This window comes from Nocardiopsis baichengensis YIM 90130 (assembly GCF_000341205.1).
Lineage (GTDB): Bacteria > Actinomycetota > Actinomycetes > Streptosporangiales > Streptosporangiaceae > Nocardiopsis_A > Nocardiopsis_A halophila.
In genome coordinates this window covers 16,873-37,782 of the sequence record NZ_ANAS01000038.1, presented here as the reverse complement: position 1 = coordinate 37,782, position 20,910 = coordinate 16,873, and the positions used below count along the sequence as shown (strand labels likewise).

General features: G+C 73.6%; 16 protein-coding genes. 9 read left to right on the top strand and 7 right to left on the bottom strand.

From position 1 onward, the window contains the following. Window positions 1–110 precede the first annotated feature (110 nt). The 4 genes from C892_RS0125460 (at window position 111) to C892_RS0125445 (ending at window position 4,683) form a co-directional block, all read left to right on the top strand. Entirely contained in the window at window positions 111–1,358 is a 1,248-nt protein-coding gene (locus C892_RS0125460) for a TFIIB-type zinc ribbon-containing protein (protein WP_017559519.1), read from the top strand. 154 nt (window positions 1,359–1,512) lie between these two features. After that, entirely contained in the window at window positions 1,513–2,376 is an 864-nt protein-coding gene (locus tag C892_RS0125455; protein ID WP_017538270.1) for a mechanosensitive ion channel family protein, read from the top strand. Between the two features lie 130 nt (window positions 2,377–2,506). Next, on the top strand, window positions 2,507–4,333 hold the full coding sequence (locus C892_RS0125450; protein WP_017559518.1) for an acyl-CoA dehydrogenase: 1,827 nt from the start codon (window positions 2,507–2,509) through the stop codon (window positions 4,331–4,333). A 95-nt stretch (window positions 4,334–4,428) separates the two neighbouring features. After that, window positions 4,429–4,683 (top strand): DUF6458 family protein, encoded by a 255-nt coding sequence (locus C892_RS0125445; protein WP_239647530.1) that lies wholly within the window; start codon window positions 4,429–4,431, stop codon window positions 4,681–4,683. Here C892_RS0125445 and C892_RS29585 read toward each other — a convergent pair. Next, a complete protein-coding gene (locus C892_RS29585; protein ID WP_017559516.1) occupies window positions 4,622–5,968 on the bottom strand; it encodes an MFS transporter in 1,347 nt (448 codons plus the stop codon). The genes C892_RS0125445 and C892_RS29585 overlap by 62 nt on opposite strands. Beyond that, complete coding sequence (locus C892_RS0125435) at window positions 5,965–6,630, bottom strand: GntR family transcriptional regulator (protein ID WP_017559515.1); 666 nt, start codon at window positions 6,628–6,630, stop codon at window positions 5,965–5,967. The genes C892_RS29585 and C892_RS0125435 overlap by 4 nt, the downstream gene beginning before the upstream one ends. Before the next feature lie 148 nt (window positions 6,631–6,778). On the opposite strand from C892_RS0125435, the gene C892_RS0125430 reads away from it, so the two are divergent. The 4 genes from C892_RS0125430 (at window position 6,779) to C892_RS0125415 (ending at window position 11,485) form a co-directional block, all read left to right on the top strand. Beyond that, a complete protein-coding gene (locus tag C892_RS0125430) occupies window positions 6,779–7,663 on the top strand; it encodes a PrsW family intramembrane metalloprotease (protein ID WP_017559514.1) in 885 nt (294 codons plus the stop codon). Between the two features lie 454 nt (window positions 7,664–8,117). Next, window positions 8,118–8,501, top strand: coding sequence for a hypothetical protein (locus C892_RS0125425; protein ID WP_026124638.1), 384 nt, complete (start codon window positions 8,118–8,120; stop codon window positions 8,499–8,501). A 341-nt stretch (window positions 8,502–8,842) separates the two neighbouring features. Then, entirely contained in the window at window positions 8,843–10,012 is a 1,170-nt protein-coding gene (locus C892_RS0125420) for a S8 family peptidase (protein ID WP_017559513.1), read from the top strand. 312 nt (window positions 10,013–10,324) lie between these two features. Then, window positions 10,325–11,485, top strand: a complete 1,161-nt coding sequence (locus tag C892_RS0125415; RefSeq protein WP_017559512.1) for a S8 family peptidase — start codon at window positions 10,325–10,327, stop codon at window positions 11,483–11,485. Window positions 11,486–11,599: 114 nt separating this feature from the next. Here C892_RS0125415 and C892_RS0125410 read toward each other — a convergent pair whose 3' ends face one another. The 5 genes from C892_RS0125410 to eccD all read right to left on the bottom strand — a co-directional run bounded on the left by C892_RS0125410 (window position 11,600) and on the right by eccD (window position 16,729). Continuing rightward, window positions 11,600–13,882 (bottom strand): serine/threonine-protein kinase, encoded by a 2,283-nt coding sequence (locus C892_RS0125410; protein ID WP_017559511.1) that lies wholly within the window; start codon window positions 13,880–13,882, stop codon window positions 11,600–11,602. Window positions 13,883–13,890: 8 nt separating this feature from the next. Beyond that, on the bottom strand, window positions 13,891–14,247 hold the full coding sequence (locus C892_RS0125405) for a hypothetical protein (protein ID WP_017559510.1): 357 nt from the start codon (window positions 14,245–14,247) through the stop codon (window positions 13,891–13,893). An 8-nt stretch (window positions 14,248–14,255) separates the two neighbouring features. Beyond that, window positions 14,256–14,546 (bottom strand): WXG100 family type VII secretion target, encoded by a 291-nt coding sequence (locus C892_RS0125400; protein ID WP_017538281.1) that lies wholly within the window; start codon window positions 14,544–14,546, stop codon window positions 14,256–14,258. 43 nt (window positions 14,547–14,589) lie between these two features. Continuing rightward, complete coding sequence (locus tag C892_RS0125395; protein WP_017538282.1) at window positions 14,590–14,928, bottom strand: hypothetical protein; 339 nt, start codon at window positions 14,926–14,928, stop codon at window positions 14,590–14,592. Between the two features lie 460 nt (window positions 14,929–15,388). Continuing rightward, window positions 15,389–16,729 (bottom strand): type VII secretion integral membrane protein EccD, encoded by a 1,341-nt coding sequence (gene eccD / locus C892_RS0125390; protein WP_026124635.1) that lies wholly within the window; start codon window positions 16,727–16,729, stop codon window positions 15,389–15,391. 275 nt (window positions 16,730–17,004) lie between these two features. Here eccD and eccCa point away from each other — a divergent pair, with 275 nt between their 5' ends. Further along, window positions 17,005–20,889: a type VII secretion protein EccCa gene (eccCa, locus tag C892_RS0125380; RefSeq protein ID WP_239647538.1), complete on the top strand. Its 3,885-nt coding sequence runs from the start codon at window positions 17,005–17,007 to the stop codon at window positions 20,887–20,889. Window positions 20,890–20,910 lie beyond the last annotated feature (21 nt).

Here is a 20,910-nt window from a genome sequence, read left to right as displayed (position 1 = left end):
CGCCCCTTCCGGGCGATCCCTACCACCCCCCGCCGAGCCGCGGCAGGCACGCCGCCCCCGGCCCGCCTCCCCAGGCGCCGCCGCCGATGCCTCCCCCCATGCCTCCTCCCATGCCGCCGCAGGCGGCACCGCCGCCCATGCCGGTCCCCGTGCCCGAGCCCGCCCCCGAGCCGGAGCCGGAGCCGGAAGAGGAGCCCGAACCCGAGCCCGATGCGCTCGAGGAGGCCCTGCCCTGCGGGGGCTGCGGTGCCGCGCTCCACTACAAGCCCGGCACCAAGGGGCTCCAGTGCCCCTACTGCGGGCACAAGCAGAAGATCGAGGCGCCCGACCGGGAGATCGTCGAGCACGCCTACAAGGACCTCAAGGCCGAGAAGAAGCGCCGGGCGAAGTTCACCGAACAGGAGCTGGTCTGCCACGGGTGCGGCGCCCGCGTCCAGGGCGAGGGCCTGTCCTTCACCTGCCAGTTCTGCGCACACCCGCTCGTCGTGGAGACGACGAACGACCCGCAGATCCCGCCGGAGGCGGTGCTGCTGTTCGCCCTCGGCCAGGGCCAGGCGCGCGAGTCCTTCCAGAAGTGGGTGCGCACCCGCTGGTTCGCCCCGAGGCGGCTGAAGAAGGTGGCCGACTCGGAGTCGATGAAGAGCACCTACCTGCCGCACTGGACCTACGACGCGCGCACCCGCTCCGACTACACGGGCAAGCGCGGCGAGCACTACTGGGTCACCGAGGAGCGCACGATCCTGCGCAACGGCGAGCGCGAGGTCGAGACCCGCGAGGTGCGCAAGACCCGCTGGCACGCGGCCGAGGGCCGGGTCAAGCGCAACTTCGACGACATCCTCGTGCACGCCACCACCAAGGTGCCCGAAGAGTTCCTGGTGGAGCTGGAGCCCTGGCCGCTGAAGAAGGCCGTGCCGTACGCGCCGGAGTACCTGGCGGGCCACGAGACCGTCCGCTACGACGTCGAGCCCGAGGCGGGGCTCAAGAAGGCCAAGAAGGAGATGGCCAAGGCGATCCGCAAGGACGTCGTCAAGGACATCGGCGGCGACGAGCAGCGCGTGGAGTCGATCGACACCAAGTACGCGAAGGTCACCTACAAGCACATGCTGCTGCCGGTGTGGATCGGCTCCTACATGTTCCGCGGCAAGACGTGGCAGGTGCTGGTCAACGGCCAGACCGGCGAGGTGCACGGCGAGCGCCCCTACAGCGGGTGGAAGATCTTCTTCTTCATCGTCTTCCTGCTCGCCGTCGCGGTCCTGGTCGGCAAGCTCGTCCTCGACTACACCGGGGACTCCTCCTCCGGGGACGGCGGCGAAAAGGACGAGATCGTGGTGGAGAGCGACTGGAAGGAGGTCGACTGAGGCGCCTGTGGCGTAGGTCCCCTGTCGTGATCTGCGAATAGATCCGGTGGCCTATGGGCGTTATGGGACGATGGCGCACCGCGAGGCGCCGGGTGCGCCTCGCGGACGACCACCGACCGACCACCGCCCACCGCCCACCGCTGGGAGAAGAACCATGCCGACGGCCGCCGCGATCACCTCCTGGTTCGCCGACCATTCCGGCGCCCTGCTCTCCGGAGCGCTGAACGTCGTCCTGATCATCGTGCTCGCCGCGGTCGCCCGGGTGCTGCTCGGGCGGCTGATCTCCGCGATGACCCGGCGCATCGCCGACTCCCAGGAGCGGCTGCGCGGCGGGGCCGCGGCCGAGCGCCAGCGCGCGCGGGCCGAGACGATCGGGTCGGTGCTGCGCAGCATCGCCTCCTTCACCGTGTTCGGCGTCGCCCTGTTCATGGTCCTGGGCGAGCTGGGGATCAACCTGGGCCCGCTGCTGGCCAGCGCGGGCGTGCTCGGCCTGGCGATCGGCTTCGGCGCCCAGGGGCTGGTCAAGGACTTCGTCTCCGGCATGGCGATGATGCTGGAGGACCAGTACGGGGTCGGCGACACCGTGGACGTGGGCGAGGCCGTGGGCACCATCGAGGAGGTCGGCCTGCGCATCACCAAGGTCCGCGACATCAACGGCGGCCTGTGGTACGTGCGCAACGGCGAGATCCTGCGGGTCTGCAACATGAGCCAGGGCTGGGCCAACGCGGTGGTGGACCTGCCGGTGTCGGCGGAGGCCTCCCCCGCCGCGGCCGAGGCGGCGGCCCGCCGGGCGGCCGCGGGCTTCTCCGCCGACCCCGAGGTCGCCGGCGCCCTGCTGGAGGACCCGACGGTGGTCGGGGTGAACGACATCGCCAACGGGGCGATGACCCTGCGCGTCACCGTCCGCACCCGCCCCAACGAGCAGTGGGCCGTGGGCCGCGCGCTGCGGGCGCGGATCAAGAGCGAGATGGACGCCGACGGGATCGCGATGGCCCGCCCGGCCTCCATGAACGTCTGACCCGCGAGCGTCTTGGCAAAGAGCTACTACCGGGTAGTAACATTGACTTGTTACCCACCGGTAGTAGCTTGCGTGCGCAGACACTCCGTCTGCGGTCACCGCGGGCACGAGACAGCAGCGGAGCGCGCCAATGACGCACTACAAGAGCAACCTCCGTGACCTCCAGTTCAACCTCTTCGAGGTCTTCAAGCGCCAGGACGTGCTGGGCGGCGGACCGTTCCCGGAGCTGGACGAGGACACGGCCCGCACCATCCTCGACGAGGTGAACCGGCTGGCCACGGGGGTCGTTGCCGAGTCCTTCGAGGACGCCGACCGCAACCCGCCGGTCTTCGACCCCGCCACCGGCGAGGTCGCCGTCCCCGAGAGCCTGAAGAAGTCGTACCAGGCCTACATGGACGCGGGCTGGTACAACCTGGACCTGCCCCAGGAGCTCGGCGGCCTGGGGGCGCCGCGCTCCCTGGTCTGGGCCGCGGCCGAGCTGATCCTGGGCGCCAACCCCTCCATCCACATGTACTCGGCGGGCCCGGGCTTCGCGAGCATCCTCCACCAGGAGGGCAACGCCGACCAGAAGCGCTTCGCCGAGCTGGCCATCGAGCGCGGCTGGGGCGCCACCATGGTGCTCACCGAGCCCGACGCCGGCTCCGACGTCGGCGCCGGCCGTACCAAGGCCGTCGACCAGGGCGACGGCACCTGGCACATCGAGGGCGTCAAGCGCTTCATCACCTCCGCCGAGCAGGACATGACGGAGAACATCTTCCACCTGGTGCTGGCGCGCCCCGAGGGCGCCAAGGCCGGGACGAAGGGCCTGTCGCTGTTCCTGGTGCCCAAGTACCTGGTCGACCTGGAGACCGGGGAGCCCGGCGAGCGCAACGGCGCCTACGTCACCAACGTCGAGCACAAGATGGGCCTGAAGGCCTCCACCACCTGCGAACTGACCTTCGGCGCCAAGCACCCGGCCGTGGGCTACCTGGTGGGCGACAAGCACGACGGCATCCGGCAGATGTTCCTCATCATCGAGTACGCCCGGATGATGGTCGGCACCAAGGCCATCGCCACGCTGTCCACCGGCTACCTGAACGCCCTGGAGTACGCCAAGGAGCGCAAGCAGGGCGCCGACCTGACCCGGATGTCGGACAAGACCGCCCCGCGGGTCACCATCACCCACCACCCCGACGTGCGCCGCAGCCTGATGACGCAGAAGGCCTACGCCGAGGCGCTGCGCGCGCTGGTGATCTACACCGCCACCCAGCAGGACGCGGTGCAGATGGCCGAGCACGCCGGCGAGGAGCACGAGGACGTCATCGCCCTCAACGACCTGCTCCTGCCCATCGTCAAGGGCGTGGGCTCCGAGCGGTCCTACGCGCTGCTGGCCGAGTCCCTGCAGACCCTGGGCGGCTCCGGGTACCTGCAGGAGTACCCGATCGAGCAGTACATCCGCGACGCCAAGATCGACACCCTCTACGAGGGCACCACCGCGATCCAGGCCCAGGACTTCTTCTTCCGCAAGATCGTCAAGAACAACGGCCAGGCCTTCGGGCGCCTGATCGGTGAGATCAAGGGATTCGCGGAGAGCGAGGCGGGCAACGGCCGGCTCAAGGAGGAGCGCGCGCTCCTGGCCGAGGCCGCCGCCGACGTGGAGAAGATCGTCGAGGTCATGGTCGGCGACGCGATGCGCTCCGCGGAGGAGCAGCGCGAGCTGTACAAGGTCGGCCTGAACGCCACCCGCCTGCTCATGGCGGTGGGCGACGTGGTGCTGGGCTGGCTGCTGCTGCGCCAGGCCGAGGTGGCCCTGGAGCGCCTGGACGGCGCCGACGCCGCCGACACCGACTTCTACACCGGCAAGATCGCCGCCGCGCGCTTCTTCGCCACCCAGGTCCTGCCCAAGATCGCCGCCGAGCGGACGATCGCCCAGAACACCGGGCTCGACCTCATGGACGTTCCGGAATCGGCCTTCTAGGCCGCACCCACCGCGTCCACCTGCGGCGCGGTCCGGACACCCCGCGGGCGGGGCGCTTGGGCGCCCCGCCCGTTGCGCACGCCCCGATTGGCCCTGTGCTCCCGGGGGTAGGGGCCTGGAGCGGACGCGGAAAGGACGGGGTGGACATGGGCATCGGCCTGGGCATCTTCCTCATGATCATCGGTGCCGTACTCACGTTCGGCATCACCGCCGACCTGCCCGGACTGGACTTGGACGCGATCGGCTACATCCTCATGGGCGCCGGGATCGCGGTGGTCGTCATCTCGATCATCCTGATGCTGACCCGACGCGACCGGTCCCGCTACGGCAGCGATCCCGACGCGGTCTGAGCAGCAGCACCGCCAGCACCGCCGAGGCGCCCAGCGTGGTCGCGGTGACCGGGACGAACGCGGCCTGGAAGCCGTACCCGGCCTGCAGCACCGCCCCCGCCAGCACGGTGGCCAGCACCGTGGTGGTGAAGCCGCTCATGTTGACCAGCCCCGAGGCGACCCCGGTGCGCTCGGGCGAGAGCCCGTCGCGCGCGAAGTCGAAGGACAGCGCCGGGGCCATCACCGCGCCCGCCGCGCTCAGCGCCACCACGGCCACCACCAGCGGCACCGGCGGACCCCCCGGCCAGGCCACCAGGGCCAGCCACCCCAGGCCCAGCAGCGGTGCCAGGCACAGCGCGAACGGGCGCCGCACCCCCGGGCGGCGGCCGACCACCGCGCCCAGCACCGGCGACAGCCACAGCACGCCCACGCCCAGGACGGTCAGCAGCGTGCTCGCCGCCGACGGGCTCAGCCCGACCCCCTCCACCAGGAAGGGGTAGCCCCACAGCACCCCGAGCATCGTGTAGGGCGCCATCACCGCCGCGTGGTGGGCCATGCCCACCCGCGGGCCGGGCGCCCGCAGCGCCTCGCGCACCGCGGCGAGCACGGAGAGCGGGGCGTGCTGCGCCGGGGCCGGGGCCCCGGCCGGGCGGTCGCGCACCACCAGTGCCACGAGCAGCAGCATGGCGCAGGTCAGGCCGCCCGTGGCCAGGAAGGCCCCGGTCCAGCCCAGGGCGTGCAGCGCGACGGACAGCGGCGCCACGCTGGCGACCTGGCCCAGCCCGCCGGCCACCCCGGTCAGCGCGCTCACCAGGGCGTAGCGGCGGCGCGGGAACCACAGCGCGCCCAGCCGGATGACGTTGAGGAAGGTGACCGCGTCGCCGACGCCGATGAGCACCCGCCCGGCCACCGCCGCGGCGACGGTCGGCGCCACCGCGAACAGCACCACCCCGGCGGCCATCGCGGCCAGCCCGGCCAGCAGCGAGCGGCGCGGTCCCACCCGGTCGGCCATGATCCCGGCCGGCACCTGCAGCACCACGTACACCAGCAGCTGCAGCATGGGCAGCAGGGACAGCAGCGCGGGGCCCACGTCGAACCGCTCCTGGGCCTGCAGGGCGGCCACGCCCAGCCCGTTGCGGTGGAACATGGCCAGGAAGTAGACGCCGACGCCCACGGCCCACACCAGCCAGGCGCGGGCGCCGCCGACGGGCTCGGCGGGTGCGGCGGGTGCGGCGGGTGCGGTCGGATCGGGCCGGTCATCGGATGTCCGTGGGCCCGGTTCGCGGTCCAGCGGCTCCAGGCTCATCGGCGCGCCCCCAGCAGCCGCGCGGCGGTCCCCAGATGGACGCTGACGGCCGCGCGGGCCGCCCCGGGGTCGCCGTCCCGGACGGCCTCCAGGATCGCCTGGTGCTCCTCGACGCTGCGCCGCATCCGTGCCGCGGTCCGGGTGCCCTCCTCCATCATCCGCAGCTGCCGGTCGCGCAGCGAGTCGTACAGGCCCACCAGGATGCCGTTGCCGCTGGCGGCGATGATCTCCCGGTGGAACCGGCGGTCGGCGGACATGAACGCCCGCTTGTCCCCCCGCTCCCCGGCGTCCACCTCGGCGCGCATCGCCGACAGCAGCCCTTCCAGGCGCCCGGCCAGCTCCGCGCGGGCCTCGGCGCCGGACTCGGCCGCGCGCCCGGCGGTGTGCGCCTCGACCAGCCGGCGCGTCTCCACCACGTCGTCGACCTCCTCCCGGGAGACCGGCACGATGAGCGCGCCGCGCTTGGGGTAGAGGCGCACCAGCCCCTCGGCCTGCAGGCGCAGCAGGGCCTCCCGGACGGGGGTCCGGGAGACGCCCACCCCGGCGGCGATGTCGCCCTCGCTGACCAGGTCCCCGCCGGCGTAGCGGTGGGTCAGGATGGCGTCCTTGGCATAGGTGTAGGCCCGGTCGGTGGCCGACGGGCCGGGTGAGGTCGTATCCATGTTGTATCTATGCTAGGCCCGGGGCGGCCCGGAAAAGACCGGGAAGGGATCCGGTAAAAGTCACACAGAACACGCGCATTTCGGGCATCGGTCCGCGGCCGCGCTGGGACGATGGCGCCGTCCCGACCTCCGGAGGCAGGGGGAGCCCATGCACACGCCCGCAGGCACCGGCACCCGGTCCCGGCCGCGCCGCACCTGGCCCGCCGTGCTGCTGACCGGCCTGGCCCTGTGGGCGGCCACGGTCGCCGTCACCCTGGTGACGGCCAACGCCACCCTGGTGCCCACGGTCATCCTGCTGGGCAGCTTCCTCGTCCCGGTCACCTTCGTCACCTGGGCCTACGAGCACCGCCAGGGCGAGAACGCCACCGCCGAGCTGCTCTTCCGCGCGTTCCTCGTCGGCGGGGTGCTCGGCGTCCTGGGGGCCTCGCTGCTGGAGTCCTACCTGCTGCGCCAGTCGCCCTTCGTCTACCTCGGCGTGGGGCTGATCGAGGAGGGGGTCAAGGCCGCGGCCCTGGTCTTCGTGGCCCGGCACACGGCGCGGGCCACGATGCGCGACGGCATGGTGCTGGGCGCCGCGGTCGGCTTCGGCTTCGCCGCCTTCGAGAGCGCCGGCTACGCGATGAACGCGATGCTCACCGAGCGGGGCCTGGACCTGGCCGCGCTGGTGCAGACCGAGATCGTGCGCGGGCTGCTCACCCCGGTGGGCCACGGGCTGTGGACGGCGGTGCTGGGCGGGGTGCTCTTCGCCGCCTCCGGCGGCCACTGGCGCATCACCGTGCGGGTGCTGCTGACCTACCTGGGGGTGTCCCTGCTGCACGGCCTGTGGGACTCGGTGCACGGGCTGTCGGCACTGGTGGCGCTGGTGCTCACCGGGCGGCCCTGGCAGGTGCAGGCGCTGGAGCTGGGGCGCGTCCCGGAGATCCTGCCCTACCAGGCCTCGCTGATCCTGGGCCTCGACATCGCCGGGATGGTGGCCGTGGCGGCTCTGGGAACCGCCTGGCTGGCCTCGCTCGCCCGGATGGCCGCGCGGTAGCGGGAGGGTGAACGGGACGGCGTCAAACGTCCCCCTCGAAACGGTCGAGAGACCCCCATCACACCACCAAGAGTCACACTCCCCGCACGACCGGCGATACCACCGCTCCCAGCGCGCTTCCCAGAGCCCCCCTCAGGGGCTCCGATCCCACCTGCCACACACGCACACCTGTTCGATACAGCCATCTCCACCTGCATGGACACCGCGATCGGACCGCATTCCCCGATCGCGGTGATGTGACGTGGACCACATTTCAGGGCCTCGACCCCTAGGGGTGCGATGCTGCTACTATCCGGATCGCAAAGAATAACTGCGAGGTAACGAACGCGTCGTTCCTCGCTGACCTTTGCGGAGATCACGGGTCAAGGCCCGCGGTCTCCAGGGCCGCGCACCGTGGCCGCATCGAAAAGGAGCGGCACCTCCACCGCGGCAGCCGAGAAACCGGGAGACGTCGTTGAGTCACTGGCGGTTGAACAACCCCCGGGCCAACAAGGCCAAAGCGGCGCTGGCCAAGCGGGTCAAGCACAGACCGCGCCACGCCTTCTGCGCCGAGTCGGCCGTCAAGGCCCTCTGGGACGAGCTGGTGTCCTCGGCCGTCCGCCCGATGTACCGGGCCGGGACCAGCGAGATGGCGGTCATCTCGGTGATGCGCGGGATCAACGTCTGGTGCCGCGACGGCAAGTTCATCTGGAACGACTACCTCGGTGACACGGTCACCCACCCCGCCAGCGACCCCGCCGGGGCCGCGGCGATGCTCTACCCCTCCTCGTCGCCGACGTCGCCCCGCCGCCCCTTCGAGCGCGGCCGGCACCACGCGCACCGCCTCACCGCCGCCTGAGAGACGCGCACCCCGACACCTCCGGCGCCGCCCTCCCCCTGGGGGAGGGCGGCGCCGTCGTGTGCGTCCCCGTTTGCGTCCATGCCCCCTCCGACGCCCCTTCCCCCGGCACGGTTCCCCTCCGCCCCGCCCGTGCGCTGGCCGGATCCTGCCACCCCCGGCGGCTTGACAGTCCGCGGCCCCGCTGGCGGAGGGCCGCCCCGGACCATGTGCGCGCTCCCATCGCCGCATAGGCGGCCCTGTCGCGTCTTCCCAGCGCGTGCCTATCGTCCCGGCAGCGCCGCCGGACCCGGAGGCGCCGCAGGCCACCTGTCCCCCACTGCTCCCACGAGGAGGAGAACGTGGCTCCATCCCCCCACCGCAGGAACCCCCTGAGGACCCCGCTCGGCCTGGCCGCCGCCGGCGCCCTCGCCGTCCCCGTCGCCCTGGCGGGCGGCCCGGCCGCGCACGCCGAAGAGCTCGCCCCGATGCACACCAGCGAGACGGCCGCCGGCGGCGAGTGGATCGTCGTCTTCGAGGACGGCGTCCAGGCCGGCGCCTCGACGGCGGCCGCCACCGGCGCCGAGGACGTCGAGCACGTCTTCACCGAGGTGCTCGACGGCTACTCCGCCGAACTCAGCGACTCCGAGCTCTCCGAGATCCGCGCCGACTCCCGCGTGGCCTACGTCGAGCAGGTGGGCACGGCCTCCACCACCGACGTGCCGTGGGGCCTGGACCGGATCGACCAGGCCGACCTGCCCCTGGACGGCTCCTACGGCACCGACGCCACCGGCGCCGGCGTCTCGGCCTACGTCATCGACACCGGCATCGACCCCGACCACCCCGAGTTCGGGGGACGCGCCGAGGTCGCCTTCGACGCCACCGGCGGCGACGGCATCGACCGCCAGGGCCACGGCACCCACGTGGCCGGCACCGTCGCCGGCGACAGCGTCGGCGTGGCGCCCGGCGCCGACGTGTTCGGCGTCAAGGTCCTGGGCGACGACGGCAGCGGCTCCTATGACGACGTGATCGCCGGGATCGACTGGGTGGCCGCCAACGCCCCCGCGGGGTCGGTCGCCAACATGTCCCTGGGCGGCCCCGGCTCCCAGGCCGTCGACGACGCCGTGAACAACCTGGTGGACTCCGGGGTCTTCACCGCCGTCGCCGCCGGCAACGACGGGTGGCTCGCCGAGTGGTACTCGCCCGCGCGCGCCGAGAAGGTCACCACCGTGGCCGCCTCCGACCGCAACGACGCCTCGGCCTCCTTCACCAACTGGGGCGACGCGGTGGAGATCTACGCCCCCGGCGTGGACGTGGAGTCCTCCGTGCCCGGCGGCGGCTACGACACCTACAGCGGCACCTCGATGGCCAGCCCGCACGTGGCCGGCGCCGGCGCGCTCGTGCTCCAGGACGCGCCCGGCTCCTCCCCGCAGGCGGTGCAGGACCGGCTGCTGGCCGACGGGAGCTCCGGAACGCTCACCGGCGTTCCCTGGTGGACCCCGAACCTGCTGCTCAACGTCGAGGACCTGTAACCGTTCCGGCCCTCGTCCCGGCGCCGTCCCCGTCCGCGGGGGCGGCGCCCCGTCATTCCCAGGGGCACCACGGTGATCACTCGACGCGACATTCGCTTCACGGTTTACCCGACGAGGTGGCCGCATCCTGCCACTTGGACACCTTGACACCCGATCGCACCGCAGGGTGCACACGGCGTATACCGTTCACCCCGTTTTCCGAACGATGTAACCGAACGTGAAGACCCTGTTGCCTGCGATGCATTCACGACTAATGTCCCGGCCGCGCCTCGAAACCCGAGACGCACCGAAAGCTCCCACAAGGAGGAGTACGTGAAGCACGTGTCCATGAAGCGCACCGCGGTCGGCGTCGCCACGGCGAGCCTGCTCGCGGTCCCCGCGGCGCTTCTCGGCGGCTCCGCGGCCGCCGCCGACGAGCTCGCCCCCCTCTACTCCAGCTCCGACGCCGTCGCCGGCGAGTGGATCGTCGTCCTCAAGGACGGCTCCCAGGCCACCCAGCAGAACAGCGACCGGTTCGGCATCGCCTCCACCGACGTGGAGCACACCTTCTCCGAGGTGTTCGACGGCTACTCCGCCGAGCTGACCGGCACCGAGCTGGCGGAGGTCCGCTCCGACCCCGACGTCGCCTACATCGAGCAGGCCGGTCAGGCCGAGGCTTTCGTCCCCTGGGGCCTCGACCGGATCGACCAGGCGGACCTGCCGCTCGACGGCTCCTACGGCACCGGCGCCACCGGCGCCGGCGTCTCGGCCTACGTCATCGACACCGGCATCGACCCCGACCACCCCGAGTTCGAGGGGCGGGCCGAGGTCGGCTACGACGCCACCGGCGGCGACGGCATCGACCGCCAGGGCCACGGCACCCACGTGGCCGGCACCGTCGCCGGCGACAGCGTCGGCGTCGCCCCCGAGGCCGACGTGTTCGGCGTCAAGGTGCTCGGCGACGACGGCAGCGGCTCCTACGCCGACGTCATCGCCGGCATCGAGTGGGTGGCCGAGAACGCCCCCGAGGGCTCGGTCGCCAACATGTCCCTGGGCGGGCCCGCCTCCCAGGCCGTCGACGACGCCGTGAACAACCTGGCCGACTCCGGCGTGTTCGTCGCCGTGGCGGCGGGCAACGAGGGGCAGAACGCCAACAACGTCTCCCCCGCCCGCGCGTCCGGCGTCACCACCGTGGCGGCCTCGAACAGCGGCGACGGACACGCCTACTTCTCCAACTACGGCAGCGCGGTGGACATCTACGCGCCCGGCGTGGACGTGGAGTCCTCCGTGCCCGGCGGCGGCTACGACACCTACAGCGGCACCTCGATGGCCAGCCCGCACGTGGCCGGCGCGGCGGCCCTGTACAAGGACGCCCACGGCCAGGCCGACCAGGGCACCGTCCAGGGGTGGCTGGAGGACAACGCCGGAGAGGACAAGATCTCCGGCTCCCCCTGGGGCACGCCCAACCTGCTGCTCAACGTCGAGAACCTGTAGGAGCCTCCGCTCTCCTCGGCACCCTGCCGCGGTCCCCCGCACACCGCGGCGACCAGGACGGCCCCGGCGCACGCGCCGGGGCCGTCCCCGTGTGCTGGGCCGTCGTGTCCTGCGTCAGCCGGAGGACTCGGCGGGATTCCCCGCGAGGCCGCCCTGGGGATCCTGCTGCCGGGTCGACTCCTCGGCCCCGGAATCGTCCCCGGAGGCCGAGCCGGAGGACTCCTCCTTCTCCTCTTCCTCCTGAGCGGCCTCCTCTTCCTCCTGGCGCTCGCGCTCGGCCTCGGCCTGCGCCTGGGCGCGCGCGCCGGCCCGGTCGGTACAGACCTCTTCGGCGGCGGAGGAGCGTCCGTCGACGGCCACGACGGTGAAGCAGTACTCGGCCGTCTCGCTCGCGGTGTCGACCTGCGCGCTCTGCACTCCGGGCCCGGTGCGGGCCAGGGTGGAGGGCGGTGCGTCGATGACGCCGCCGACCACGAAGTAGCGGGCGGTGCCGCCGGAGGCGTCCTTCCAGGTGACCTCGACGCTGGTGAGGCCGTCCTTCAGGGCGACCCCGCCGGGCGGCTCCGGGGCGCGCGGCTCCCCGCCCTCCTTCTTCCCGCCGTCGTCCTTCCCCTTGTCCTCCTCGGCCTTCTTCTGCTCCTCCCCGGACTGCCCGCTCTCGGAGGAGCCGGCGGCCGAGTCGGTGGTCTGCGCGCCGGCCGCGGTCACGCCCGGCCCGGGGCGCGCCATGCTGCCGGCGCCCAGCAGGCAGGCGAGCACGACGACGGCGGCCGCCGCGGCGCCGATGTGCAGGTGCCGCCGCCAGCGCGGCCGCACCGGGCCGTCGGGAGCGACGGGGCCGTCAGGGGCGCCGCGGCCGGGGGCGACCGTGTCCCGGTCCGCGCGCCCGTCTCCCGTCCCGGGCAGGCGCGGGGTGTCGGGGCCGCCGGTCCATCCTTCGAGGCGCTGCCAGGCCTGCTGCGTGTAGAGGACACGGGCCTGGTCGAGCGGGGCGGCCGGCGCCCCGCTCGCGTGAGGCGCCTCCGCCTGTCCCGCGCCGTCGGCGCCACCGTTCTCCATCCCCGGTACGGGCTTGGACTTGGGACGCCGCCCGACCTTGCGCGGAGGCCGCGACGGCCCCTTGCGCCGGAACTCCGCGGTCAGCCCGAGATCGACCACCGCGGGGCCGCGGTGCTCCGCCGAAGCGGGCGTGATCGAGGGAACCGGGGAGGGTTGGGCCTCGGGGACTCCCCCCGACGGTGCGGGGTCCGCCGAAGGCGCAGGGGCACTCTCGTCAGCGGCCTTCGCGGAGGGCCCGGGAACCGACGCATCCGTGGCAGGAACTTCGCCCGACCGGGGGTCCATCGGAACCTGACCGCCAGAAGGCGCGGCAGACTCCCCGTCCTGCCGCACCGGCTGAGACGGCTGAGGCGGCTGAGGCGGCTGAGGCGACGGCACAGCCCCAGGCCCAGCGGACGAGTCCGCAGCCGGCCGGGCATCCGCAGTAGGCCGCCCCTCAGACGGCTCCGGACGCGGCGGTTGCGCGGCTCCCGAGGCCGAGCCCCCGGCCGGGGTGACCGAGCCGTACGCCGTCCCGACCACCGACCACAGGCGGCCCAGCTCCTCCTCGAACTCCGCCGGGGTCGCCGGGCGCTCCGCCGGGTCCTTGGCCATCGCCCCCACCAGCAGGGCGTTCACCTGCCGGGGCACCCCCGGCAGCGGCAGGTCCGGGGCGGCCTCGCGCAGCGCGGTGCGCGCGTACTCCCGCGGGTCGGGGCTCCGACCGTCCCAGTCGGCGAAGGGCACCCGCCCGGCGATGACCGTCCACAGGGTCGAGGCCAGGGAGTACACGTCCGAGGCCGGGACCGGCGCCCGGCCCCGCAGGACCTCCGGCGGGGCGTGGAACACCAGCTCGGAGCTGGTGCGCAGGCGCGGCGGCGCGGCTCCGAGGGCCGCCGCCCACCCGAAGTCCGTCAGCACCGCCGAGGTCCCCGAGCGCAGGACGTTGCCGGGCACGACGTCGTTGTGGAGCAGCCCCCCGCCGTGCAGCGCGGCGAGCGCCCCGGCCACCGCACGCCCGGCGCGCACCGCCTCGGGCAGGTCGACCGGCCCGCTCCGGGCGAGGATGTCGGCGTAGGAGCCGTCCGGCTGGAAGGGCATGACGAGCACCGGCTCGCCGGTCTGCGCGCGTGCGACGTCCAGCAGCGGGACCACGCCGCGGGCGCCCCCGAGGTCGCGCAGGCGCGCGATCTCGTCGTAGCCCCCGGCGTCGTGCATCACCTTCAGCGCCACCGGCGCGCCGGTGCGCTCGTTGACCGCCTTGAACACCCGGGCCCGCCGGCCCCGGTAGGCCAGGACCGGCGACCGGAACCCCGGCACCCGGACGGCGGCCGCCGACGGCGGCGTGCCCCCGGACATCTGTTCGCTCACTCCTGTCCCGACCGGACGCCGAACACCGGCCCGCTCTGGCCGCCGTTCCGGCGCTCCTCGTTGATCTCCTGCTGCTTCTGGAACGCCGCGTGCACCGCGATGCCCCCGCAGATCAGGGCGATGAGGATGAGCCCGCCGATGACGGCGGGCCAGACCGCCTGGCGGCGGCGCCAGTAGCGGCTGGACCCGTACAGGATCGCGGCCCGCAGCTGCCGGCGGCGCAGCGCGTCCGCCTGCAGCACGTACTGCTCGGCGTTGGGCGTGAAGTGGAAGGCCTCGGGGACCCGCTGGCCGCCCTCCTGCGGGGCGGGCGGTTCGGGCGGGGCGGGGACGGGCGGGGCGCTGCGGCTCACGGACGCCCTCAGAACAGGTTGTTCAGGCGGCTGCTCAGTCGGCCGTAGCTGCCCGCGGCGTCGTCGGTGGCCTGGATGACCTTGGCGAAGGCGTCGTTGACGGCGGCGAACTGGGTGTCGAACTCTTCCGCCTTGGCCTTGAACTGGTCGTTGCCCGAGCCCTCCCACTTGTTGACGGTGGTCTCGGACTGGGTGCGGATGTCCTCCATGATCGCCTTGAAGCGGCTCAGGTGCTCCTGCTGGGTGCCGCTCAGGTCCTGCAGGCCGGAGACGTTCCCGTAGACCTCGAAACTGCTCACGGTCGGTGGCTCCTCAGGGGATGGGGATGACGGTGGGGTCTGCTCAGGCGTTGATCGGCCGGGAGAGGCCGCCGGCCTCCTTGCCCGCCGAGGCGAACTGGTCGCCGGACTCCTGGTCGACGGTGGAGACCTCGCGCTGGCCCTCGTTGAGCTTGATGCCGTTGTTGCGGCACCAGCCCATGAGCTCGTCGAAGCGCTGGGTGAGCTCGTTGCGGGCCTCGCGGAACTTGTGCAGGGCGTTGCCCTGGAGGGATTCGCCGTCCCGCTCCATGTCCTGGATCAGGTTGTTCAGCCGCTGGTAGAGCCCTTCGGAGGAGACTCCGAGCTCTTCACCGCCCTTGCCGAGGGCGTCCGCCTCTGTCAGACCGACATGGTTGGCCACCGGTTTCCTCCTGGGTTCTCTGGGGTAACGCACCACACTCGGGGGCTCACTCAGAGGTTATCGACCGCCACCGACGATCACGCCGCTCCCCCCGGCCGGATCCGGACACGCGCCCCACCGATCGCGCCGAAGCGCCCCGGCCCCCGGTGCACGACACGTCGACACCCGCCCCCGCTCGCATCGGCCGCCGACGCGGCCGCCCTCCCCGCCCCGACCTGGGAACTCCCCCGAACGCGTGGTCACGATGGACGGCGGCACCGTCGCCCCGACCTCTTCGACGCCTTCCCCGCCGACGACCGGGAGGCGGTCACCGCGGCCGGGCCCGATCCGGTGATGGGGATCTCGTCCTTCCAGTTCGGCGCCTTCGACGGCGCCCCACCGCCGAGGAACCGGCCGGGGCGCTGGCGGTGCTCGACCCCACGGTGGTCACTGCCCCGAACGCGGGTGGCACGGCCGCCCCTCAGATGGACCCGGTCACCCGCGCCACCAGGTCGAACAGCCCCATCGCCCAGGCCAGCACCGCGCACAGCGCGATCACCGCCACGATCTCGACCCCGTTCAGCGTCCGCCGCAGCGAGGCCCGCGGCACCTCCGCCAGGCGGACCCAGCTCAGCAGGGCCAGCACCGCCCCCGCGGCCAGGGTGACCGCCGGCAGCCACGGGCCCAGCGCCGGCACCAGCGGGTAGGCCCCGATCGCGGCCGCGCCCAGGCCCAGCGTCCCGCCCAAGCGCAGCGGCAGCGCGTGCCGGACCCGGTCGAACAGCCGCGAGCGGAACACCATCAGCACCGCCACCAGCGCGGCCAGCAGCACGTCCTGCACCCGGCCGCCGACGACCGCCAGCAGCGGCACGGTCAGCGCCGTGGCCACCGCCGCGCCCAGCACCAGGCCGTGCAGCAGCCGGTCGCTGGAGGTCAGCGTCTCCTCGAAGCGCCCGGTCTCCACCTGGCCGGCGTGCCGCACCTCGTAGTCGAGCGCCGAGAGCCCGCCCATCGCCAGGGCCACCCGCGGCAGCGCGCCCACCACCAGCACCAGGGCCACCGCCATCGCCCGCACCCCCTGCGCGGGGTCGGTGACCATGCCCACACCGGCCAGCACGCCGGCCGCCGCGGCGAGCACCCCCAGCGCCGCCACGTAGGCCAGGCCCGACTCCTCCACGGCCCAGCCCACCGCCGCCACCAGCAGCGCGCCGGCGCAGCCGAAGGCGGCCAGCGCCGGCGGATGCGGCCCGGAGACCAGCAGCACCGTGAGCACCGCCGTCGCCGCTCCCCACAGGCAGGCCAGCCCCAGCAGCACGTCGGCGACGGTGCGCATCCCCCGCCGCCCGGCGAACACCGTCAGCGCCAGGGTGAACAGCGCCCCGGCCAGGGCCACGCCGATGTTGCCGCCCGCGGGGCGCAGGTACTCCATCACCCCGAGCATCGCCAGCGGGCCGGTTCCGGCCACGAGGAGGCCGAAGGCGAACGTGGCCGAGGGGTCCCAGATGCCCCCGCCCTCGTCGACGCGGTCCTCCACGGCCCCGCGCACGTCGTCCACGTGCGCCGGGCGCTCGGGCGCGGTGACCGGGCGCAGGGTGAGCACGTCGCCGTCCACGACCCCGGCGGACTCCAGGGTGCCCTCCGGCGGGACCGGCACGCCCGCGCCGTCGACCAGGGTCCACCCGGCCGGCCGGGTGCCCTCGGCCTCCGGCGAGCACACCCCGATGACCTGCGGGAGCAGGCCGGCCACCGGGACGGTCCCGGGAAGCGCGAGGTCGGCCCAGCGCTGCGGGCCCGCGACCTTCACGCGGCAGTAACCACTCACGTCCGTCCGATCCTTTGCACACGAGCAGGTGCGCACCGTGGCCGGGCCTGCGCCGACCGTGCGCAGCGAATTAGGAGAAAGCGACGAATTGCGGGATCATCACCGTAGCAATCCCGTTCCTCTCCGTTCCCAGGTGCACGAAAGAGTTCGCCGTGGCGACAACACTGGTCCACCGCCCCGCGCGCCACTCCGTTCCCGACCCGGGCACCGAGCCGCTGGTCATCGCGCCCCCGCCGCAGCTGCCGGACAACCCGCCCTCCAACAGCTCGTTCGCGATGATCATCATGCCGGTGATCAGCGGGTCGGGCTCGCTGCTGATGGCGATCACGATGGGCAACCGCCCGCTGTACGCGGCCGCCGCCGCGCTGGTCATGGTCGCCAGCGTCGTGGTGGGGATCGTCATGTTCACCGCCCAGCACAACGGGCCGCGCAAGCGCATCCGCGAGCAGCGCGAGCGGTACGTGGAGTACCTGGACCGGCTCCGGGAGACCGTCCGGGAGGTCGCGGCCACCCAGCGCGCGGGCGGCGCGTTCCTGCACCCGGCGCCCGAACTGCTCACCGAGACGGTGCGGATGCCCGCCCGCCGGTGGGAGCGCCGCGCCGGCGACCCCGACTTCCTGCACCTGCGCATCGGCACCGGCACCCGCCCCCTGGCCCGGCCGCTGAGCCTGAAGGTGGACACCTCCAGCCCGCTGATCGCCTACGACCCCGTCTGCCAGGGCCTGGCCGACCAGCTGATCGAGCTCTACGCGCACGTCCCCGAGGAACCGCTCGTCCTGCCCCTCGAAGAGCTGGGGGTGGTCTCGATCGTGGGCGACCGCTCCGCCGGGCGCGACGCCGCCCGCGCGCTGGCCGCCCAGCTCGCCGCCTCCTCCGCGCCCGAGGACGTGCGCCTGGGCGTGGTCCGCCACGACCGGCTGCTCGCCGAGTGGGACTGGCTCAAGTGGCTGCCGCACAACGCCGCCGACGGCCTGGAGGGCGTCGGCGGCCCCGCCTTCACCACCCGCCTGGTCGCCGGGAACACCCTGGAGATGGCCGATCTGCTCGCCGCCGAGATCGAGCAGCGCACCGTCGACCTGCAGCGCCGCCGCGGCGCGCGGCCCGGCCCGGGCACCCGGCGCCTGGTCCTGGTCGTCGACGGCGAGTTCCAGTCGGCGCTGTCCGGGCTGTCGGCCGAACCGCCCGTCACCGACCTGGCGCAGCTGGGGATCCACGTCGTCATGCTGCTGGGCGACCGGCGCGAGGAGCCCGAACACGTCGACCTGCGGCTGAACGTCACCGCCGACGGCGCCGTCGAGCAGGACCCCGAGACCGGGACGCCCGGGCAGGCGGCGCCGCTGACCGGCACCGCCGACCGCGCCGGCGCGGCGCTGCTGACCACGCTGGCGCACCTGCTCTCGCCGCTGCGGCTGGCCGCCTCCGACGGCGCCGACGCGCTGCACGGCACCGTCGACCTGCCCGAGATCCTGGGCGTGCCCGACGTCGCCCGGCTCGACCCGCGCCGCACCTGGCGGCCGCGGAGCACCGGCGACTTCCTCCGGGTGCCCATCGGCGTGGGGCCGGCCGGGTCGCTGGTGCTGCTGGACCTGAAGGAGTCGGCGTTCGGCGGCATGGGGCCGCACGGCCTGGTGGTGGGCGCCACCGGCTCCGGCAAGTCCGAGATGCTGCGCACCCTGGTGGCGTCGCTTGTGGTCAACCACCCGCCGGAGCAGCTGGCGCTGCTGCTGGTCGACTTCAAGGGCGGGGCGACGTTCGCCGACACCGACCGGCTGCCGCACAGCGCGGGGCTGATCACCAACCTGGCCGACGACGACGGGCTGGTCCTGCGCTTCCGCGAGGCCATGTACGGCGAGCTCACCCGCCGCCAGCAGCTCCTCAAGGACGCGGGGAACCTGCCCAACCTGCACGCCTACGAACAGGCGCGGGCCTCGGGGCGGACCGACCTGGAGCCGCTGCCGCACCTGCTCGTCATCATCGACGAGTTCTCCGAGCTGCTCACCGCCCACCCCGACTTCGCCGAGCTGTTCGTGGCGATCGGGCGCATCGGGCGGTCCATCGGGGTGCACCTGCTGCTGGCGACGCAGCGCCTGGAGTCGGGCAAGATCAAGGGCCTGGAGTCGCACCTGTCCTTCCGGATCGGCCTGCGCACCTTCTCCGAGGCCGAGAGCCGCGAGGCCATCGGCGTGGGCGACGCCTACCACCTGCCGCCCGAGCCCGGCTCCGGGTACCTCAAGGTCGACACCTCGGTCTTCGAGCGGTTCAAGGCCGCGATGGTGTCCCAGCCCTACGTCCCGCCCGCCGAGGCGAAGACCGAGGAGGACCCGGTCCTCCCCCTCATCTCCTACAACGGCCTGCGGCCCCTGCTCGCCGACCCCTTCGCCGGCGCCGAGGAGGAGGCGCCGCAGGCCTCCGGCGGGGAGAAGCCCCGCACCACCCTGCAGATCGCGGTCGACCGGATCGTGGAGGCCCAGGCGCGGCCGGTGCGCCCCGTCTGGCTCCCGCCGCTGCCCGAGGCGCTGCCGCTGGACCGGGTCGTCGATGCGGAGGCCGAGCCGCAGGAGCCCGACCCCGCCGAGGTCACCGCGGTCATCGGCGTCACCGACATCCCCCGCGAGCAGCGGCAGGTCCCCACCGAGCTGGACTTCACCGGCGGCGACGGCAACATGATCGTGCTCGGTGGCCCCCAGACCGGCAAGTCCACCCTGCTGCGCACCCTCATCGCCTCCCTGGCCTGGCGGTACCCGCCCGGGCGGGTGGGGGTCTACGCCATCGACTTCGGCGGCGGCGGGCTCGCCCAGTTCCAGGAGCTGCCGCACGTGGCCGGCGTCGCGGGCCGGGCCGACCCCGAACGCGTCCGCCGCATCCTCACCGACGTGCGGGGGCAGCTGGACCGGCGCGAGCGCGTCTTCCAGCAGGCGGGCCTGGACTCGCCCGCCGCCATGCGCCGCGCCCGCGCCGACGGGCGGCTGCCCAGCGGGTTCGTGGGCGACGTCTTCCTGCTCATCGACGGCTGGGCCTCGGTCCGCGAGGCGTTCGACGACGCCGACGACGCGCTGATGGACATCGCCTCGCGCGGGCCGTCCCTGGGCGTGCACACCCTGGTCACCGGGGCTGCGAGCTCCCAGGTGCGCAGCCGCCTGCAGGCGCTGTTCGGCGGGCGCATCGAGTTCCGGCTCACCGACGCCTTCGACTCGGGGATCGACCGCAAGCTCGCCGAGGAGCTGCCCAAGGAGGTGCAGGGCCGGGCGCTGCTCGCCGACGAGAACACGGCGCACATCGCACTGCCCCGCGTCGACGGCACCGACGACGACGCCGACCTGGCCGACGGGGTGCGCGACCTCGTCTCCCAGGCCGCCAAGCGGTGGAAGCAGGGGCCGGTCCAGCAGGTGCGCACGCTGCCCGACCGGGTCGATCTGGCAGAGCTGGCGCCCAAGCCGCGCAAGCGCCGGGGCCGGGCGCGGGCCCACGACAAGAGCCTGGTGATGGGCGTGGCCGAGCGGGACCTGGAGCCCGCGCGGATGATGTTCGACGAGGACCCGCACCTGGTGGTGTTCGGGGACCCGCAGACCGGCAAGTCGACCCTGCTGCGGGCGCTGCTGCGGCAGATCGCCGAGCGGCCGGCCGCCGAGGTCGGGATCGTGCTGGTGGACTACCGCCGGGCGCACCTGGGGCTGGTCGGCGAGGAGCACCTGCTGGCGTACTGCACGTCGCCGGACCAGACCAAGGCGGTCGCCGCCGACCTGGCCGGGTCGCTGCGCGACCGGCTGCCCGGGCCGGACGTCACCCCGAAGCAGCTGCGGGAGCGGAGCTGGTGGAAGGGGCTGGAGATCTTCGTCGTCGTGGACGACATGGACCTGGTGGCGGGGCGCAACAGCCCGCTGTCGGCGCTGGCCGAGCTCCTGCCGCAGGGGCGCGACATCGGGTTCCACATGGTCACCTCCCGGCGGACCGGCGGGACGTCGCGGGCGATGTTCGAGCCGGTCCTGCAGGCGCTCGGCGACATGTCGACACCCGGCGTGCTGTTCTCCGGCGACCGGGCCGAGGGGCGGCTGGCCAACGGTGTGGCGTCCCGTCAGCTCCCCCAGGGCCGCGCGCTGCTGGCCCGCCGGGGCCGTCCGCCCGAGCAGGTGCAGGTGGCCTGGAGCGACCCGCCCGAGTGACCTGCCCCGCCCGCCGCTCCT

What these genes read in the sequence shown, in the direction of transcription:
- C892_RS0125410 (WP_017559511.1), bottom strand. Translation starts at nt 13,882, where the DNA reads ATGTCCGGGGGCACGCCGCCGTCGGCGGCCGCCGTCCGGGTGCCGGGG.
- C892_RS0125430 (WP_017559514.1), top strand. Translation starts at nt 6,779, where the DNA reads ATGCACACGCCCGCAGGCACCGGCACCCGGTCCCGGCCGCGCCGCACC.
- C892_RS0125435 (WP_017559515.1), bottom strand. Translation starts at nt 6,630, where the DNA reads ATGGATACGACCTCACCCGGCCCGTCGGCCACCGACCGGGCCTACACC.
- C892_RS0125455 (WP_017538270.1), top strand. Translation starts at nt 1,513, where the DNA reads ATGCCGACGGCCGCCGCGATCACCTCCTGGTTCGCCGACCATTCCGGC.
- C892_RS0125450 (WP_017559518.1), top strand. Translation starts at nt 2,507, where the DNA reads ATGACGCACTACAAGAGCAACCTCCGTGACCTCCAGTTCAACCTCTTC.
- C892_RS29585 (WP_017559516.1), bottom strand. Translation starts at nt 5,968, where the DNA reads ATGAGCCTGGAGCCGCTGGACCGCGAACCGGGCCCACGGACATCCGAT.
- C892_RS0125460 (WP_017559519.1), top strand. Translation starts at nt 111, where the DNA reads ATGCCGCCGCAGGCGGCACCGCCGCCCATGCCGGTCCCCGTGCCCGAG.
- eccCa (WP_239647538.1), top strand. Translation starts at nt 17,005, where the DNA reads ATGATCATCATGCCGGTGATCAGCGGGTCGGGCTCGCTGCTGATGGCG.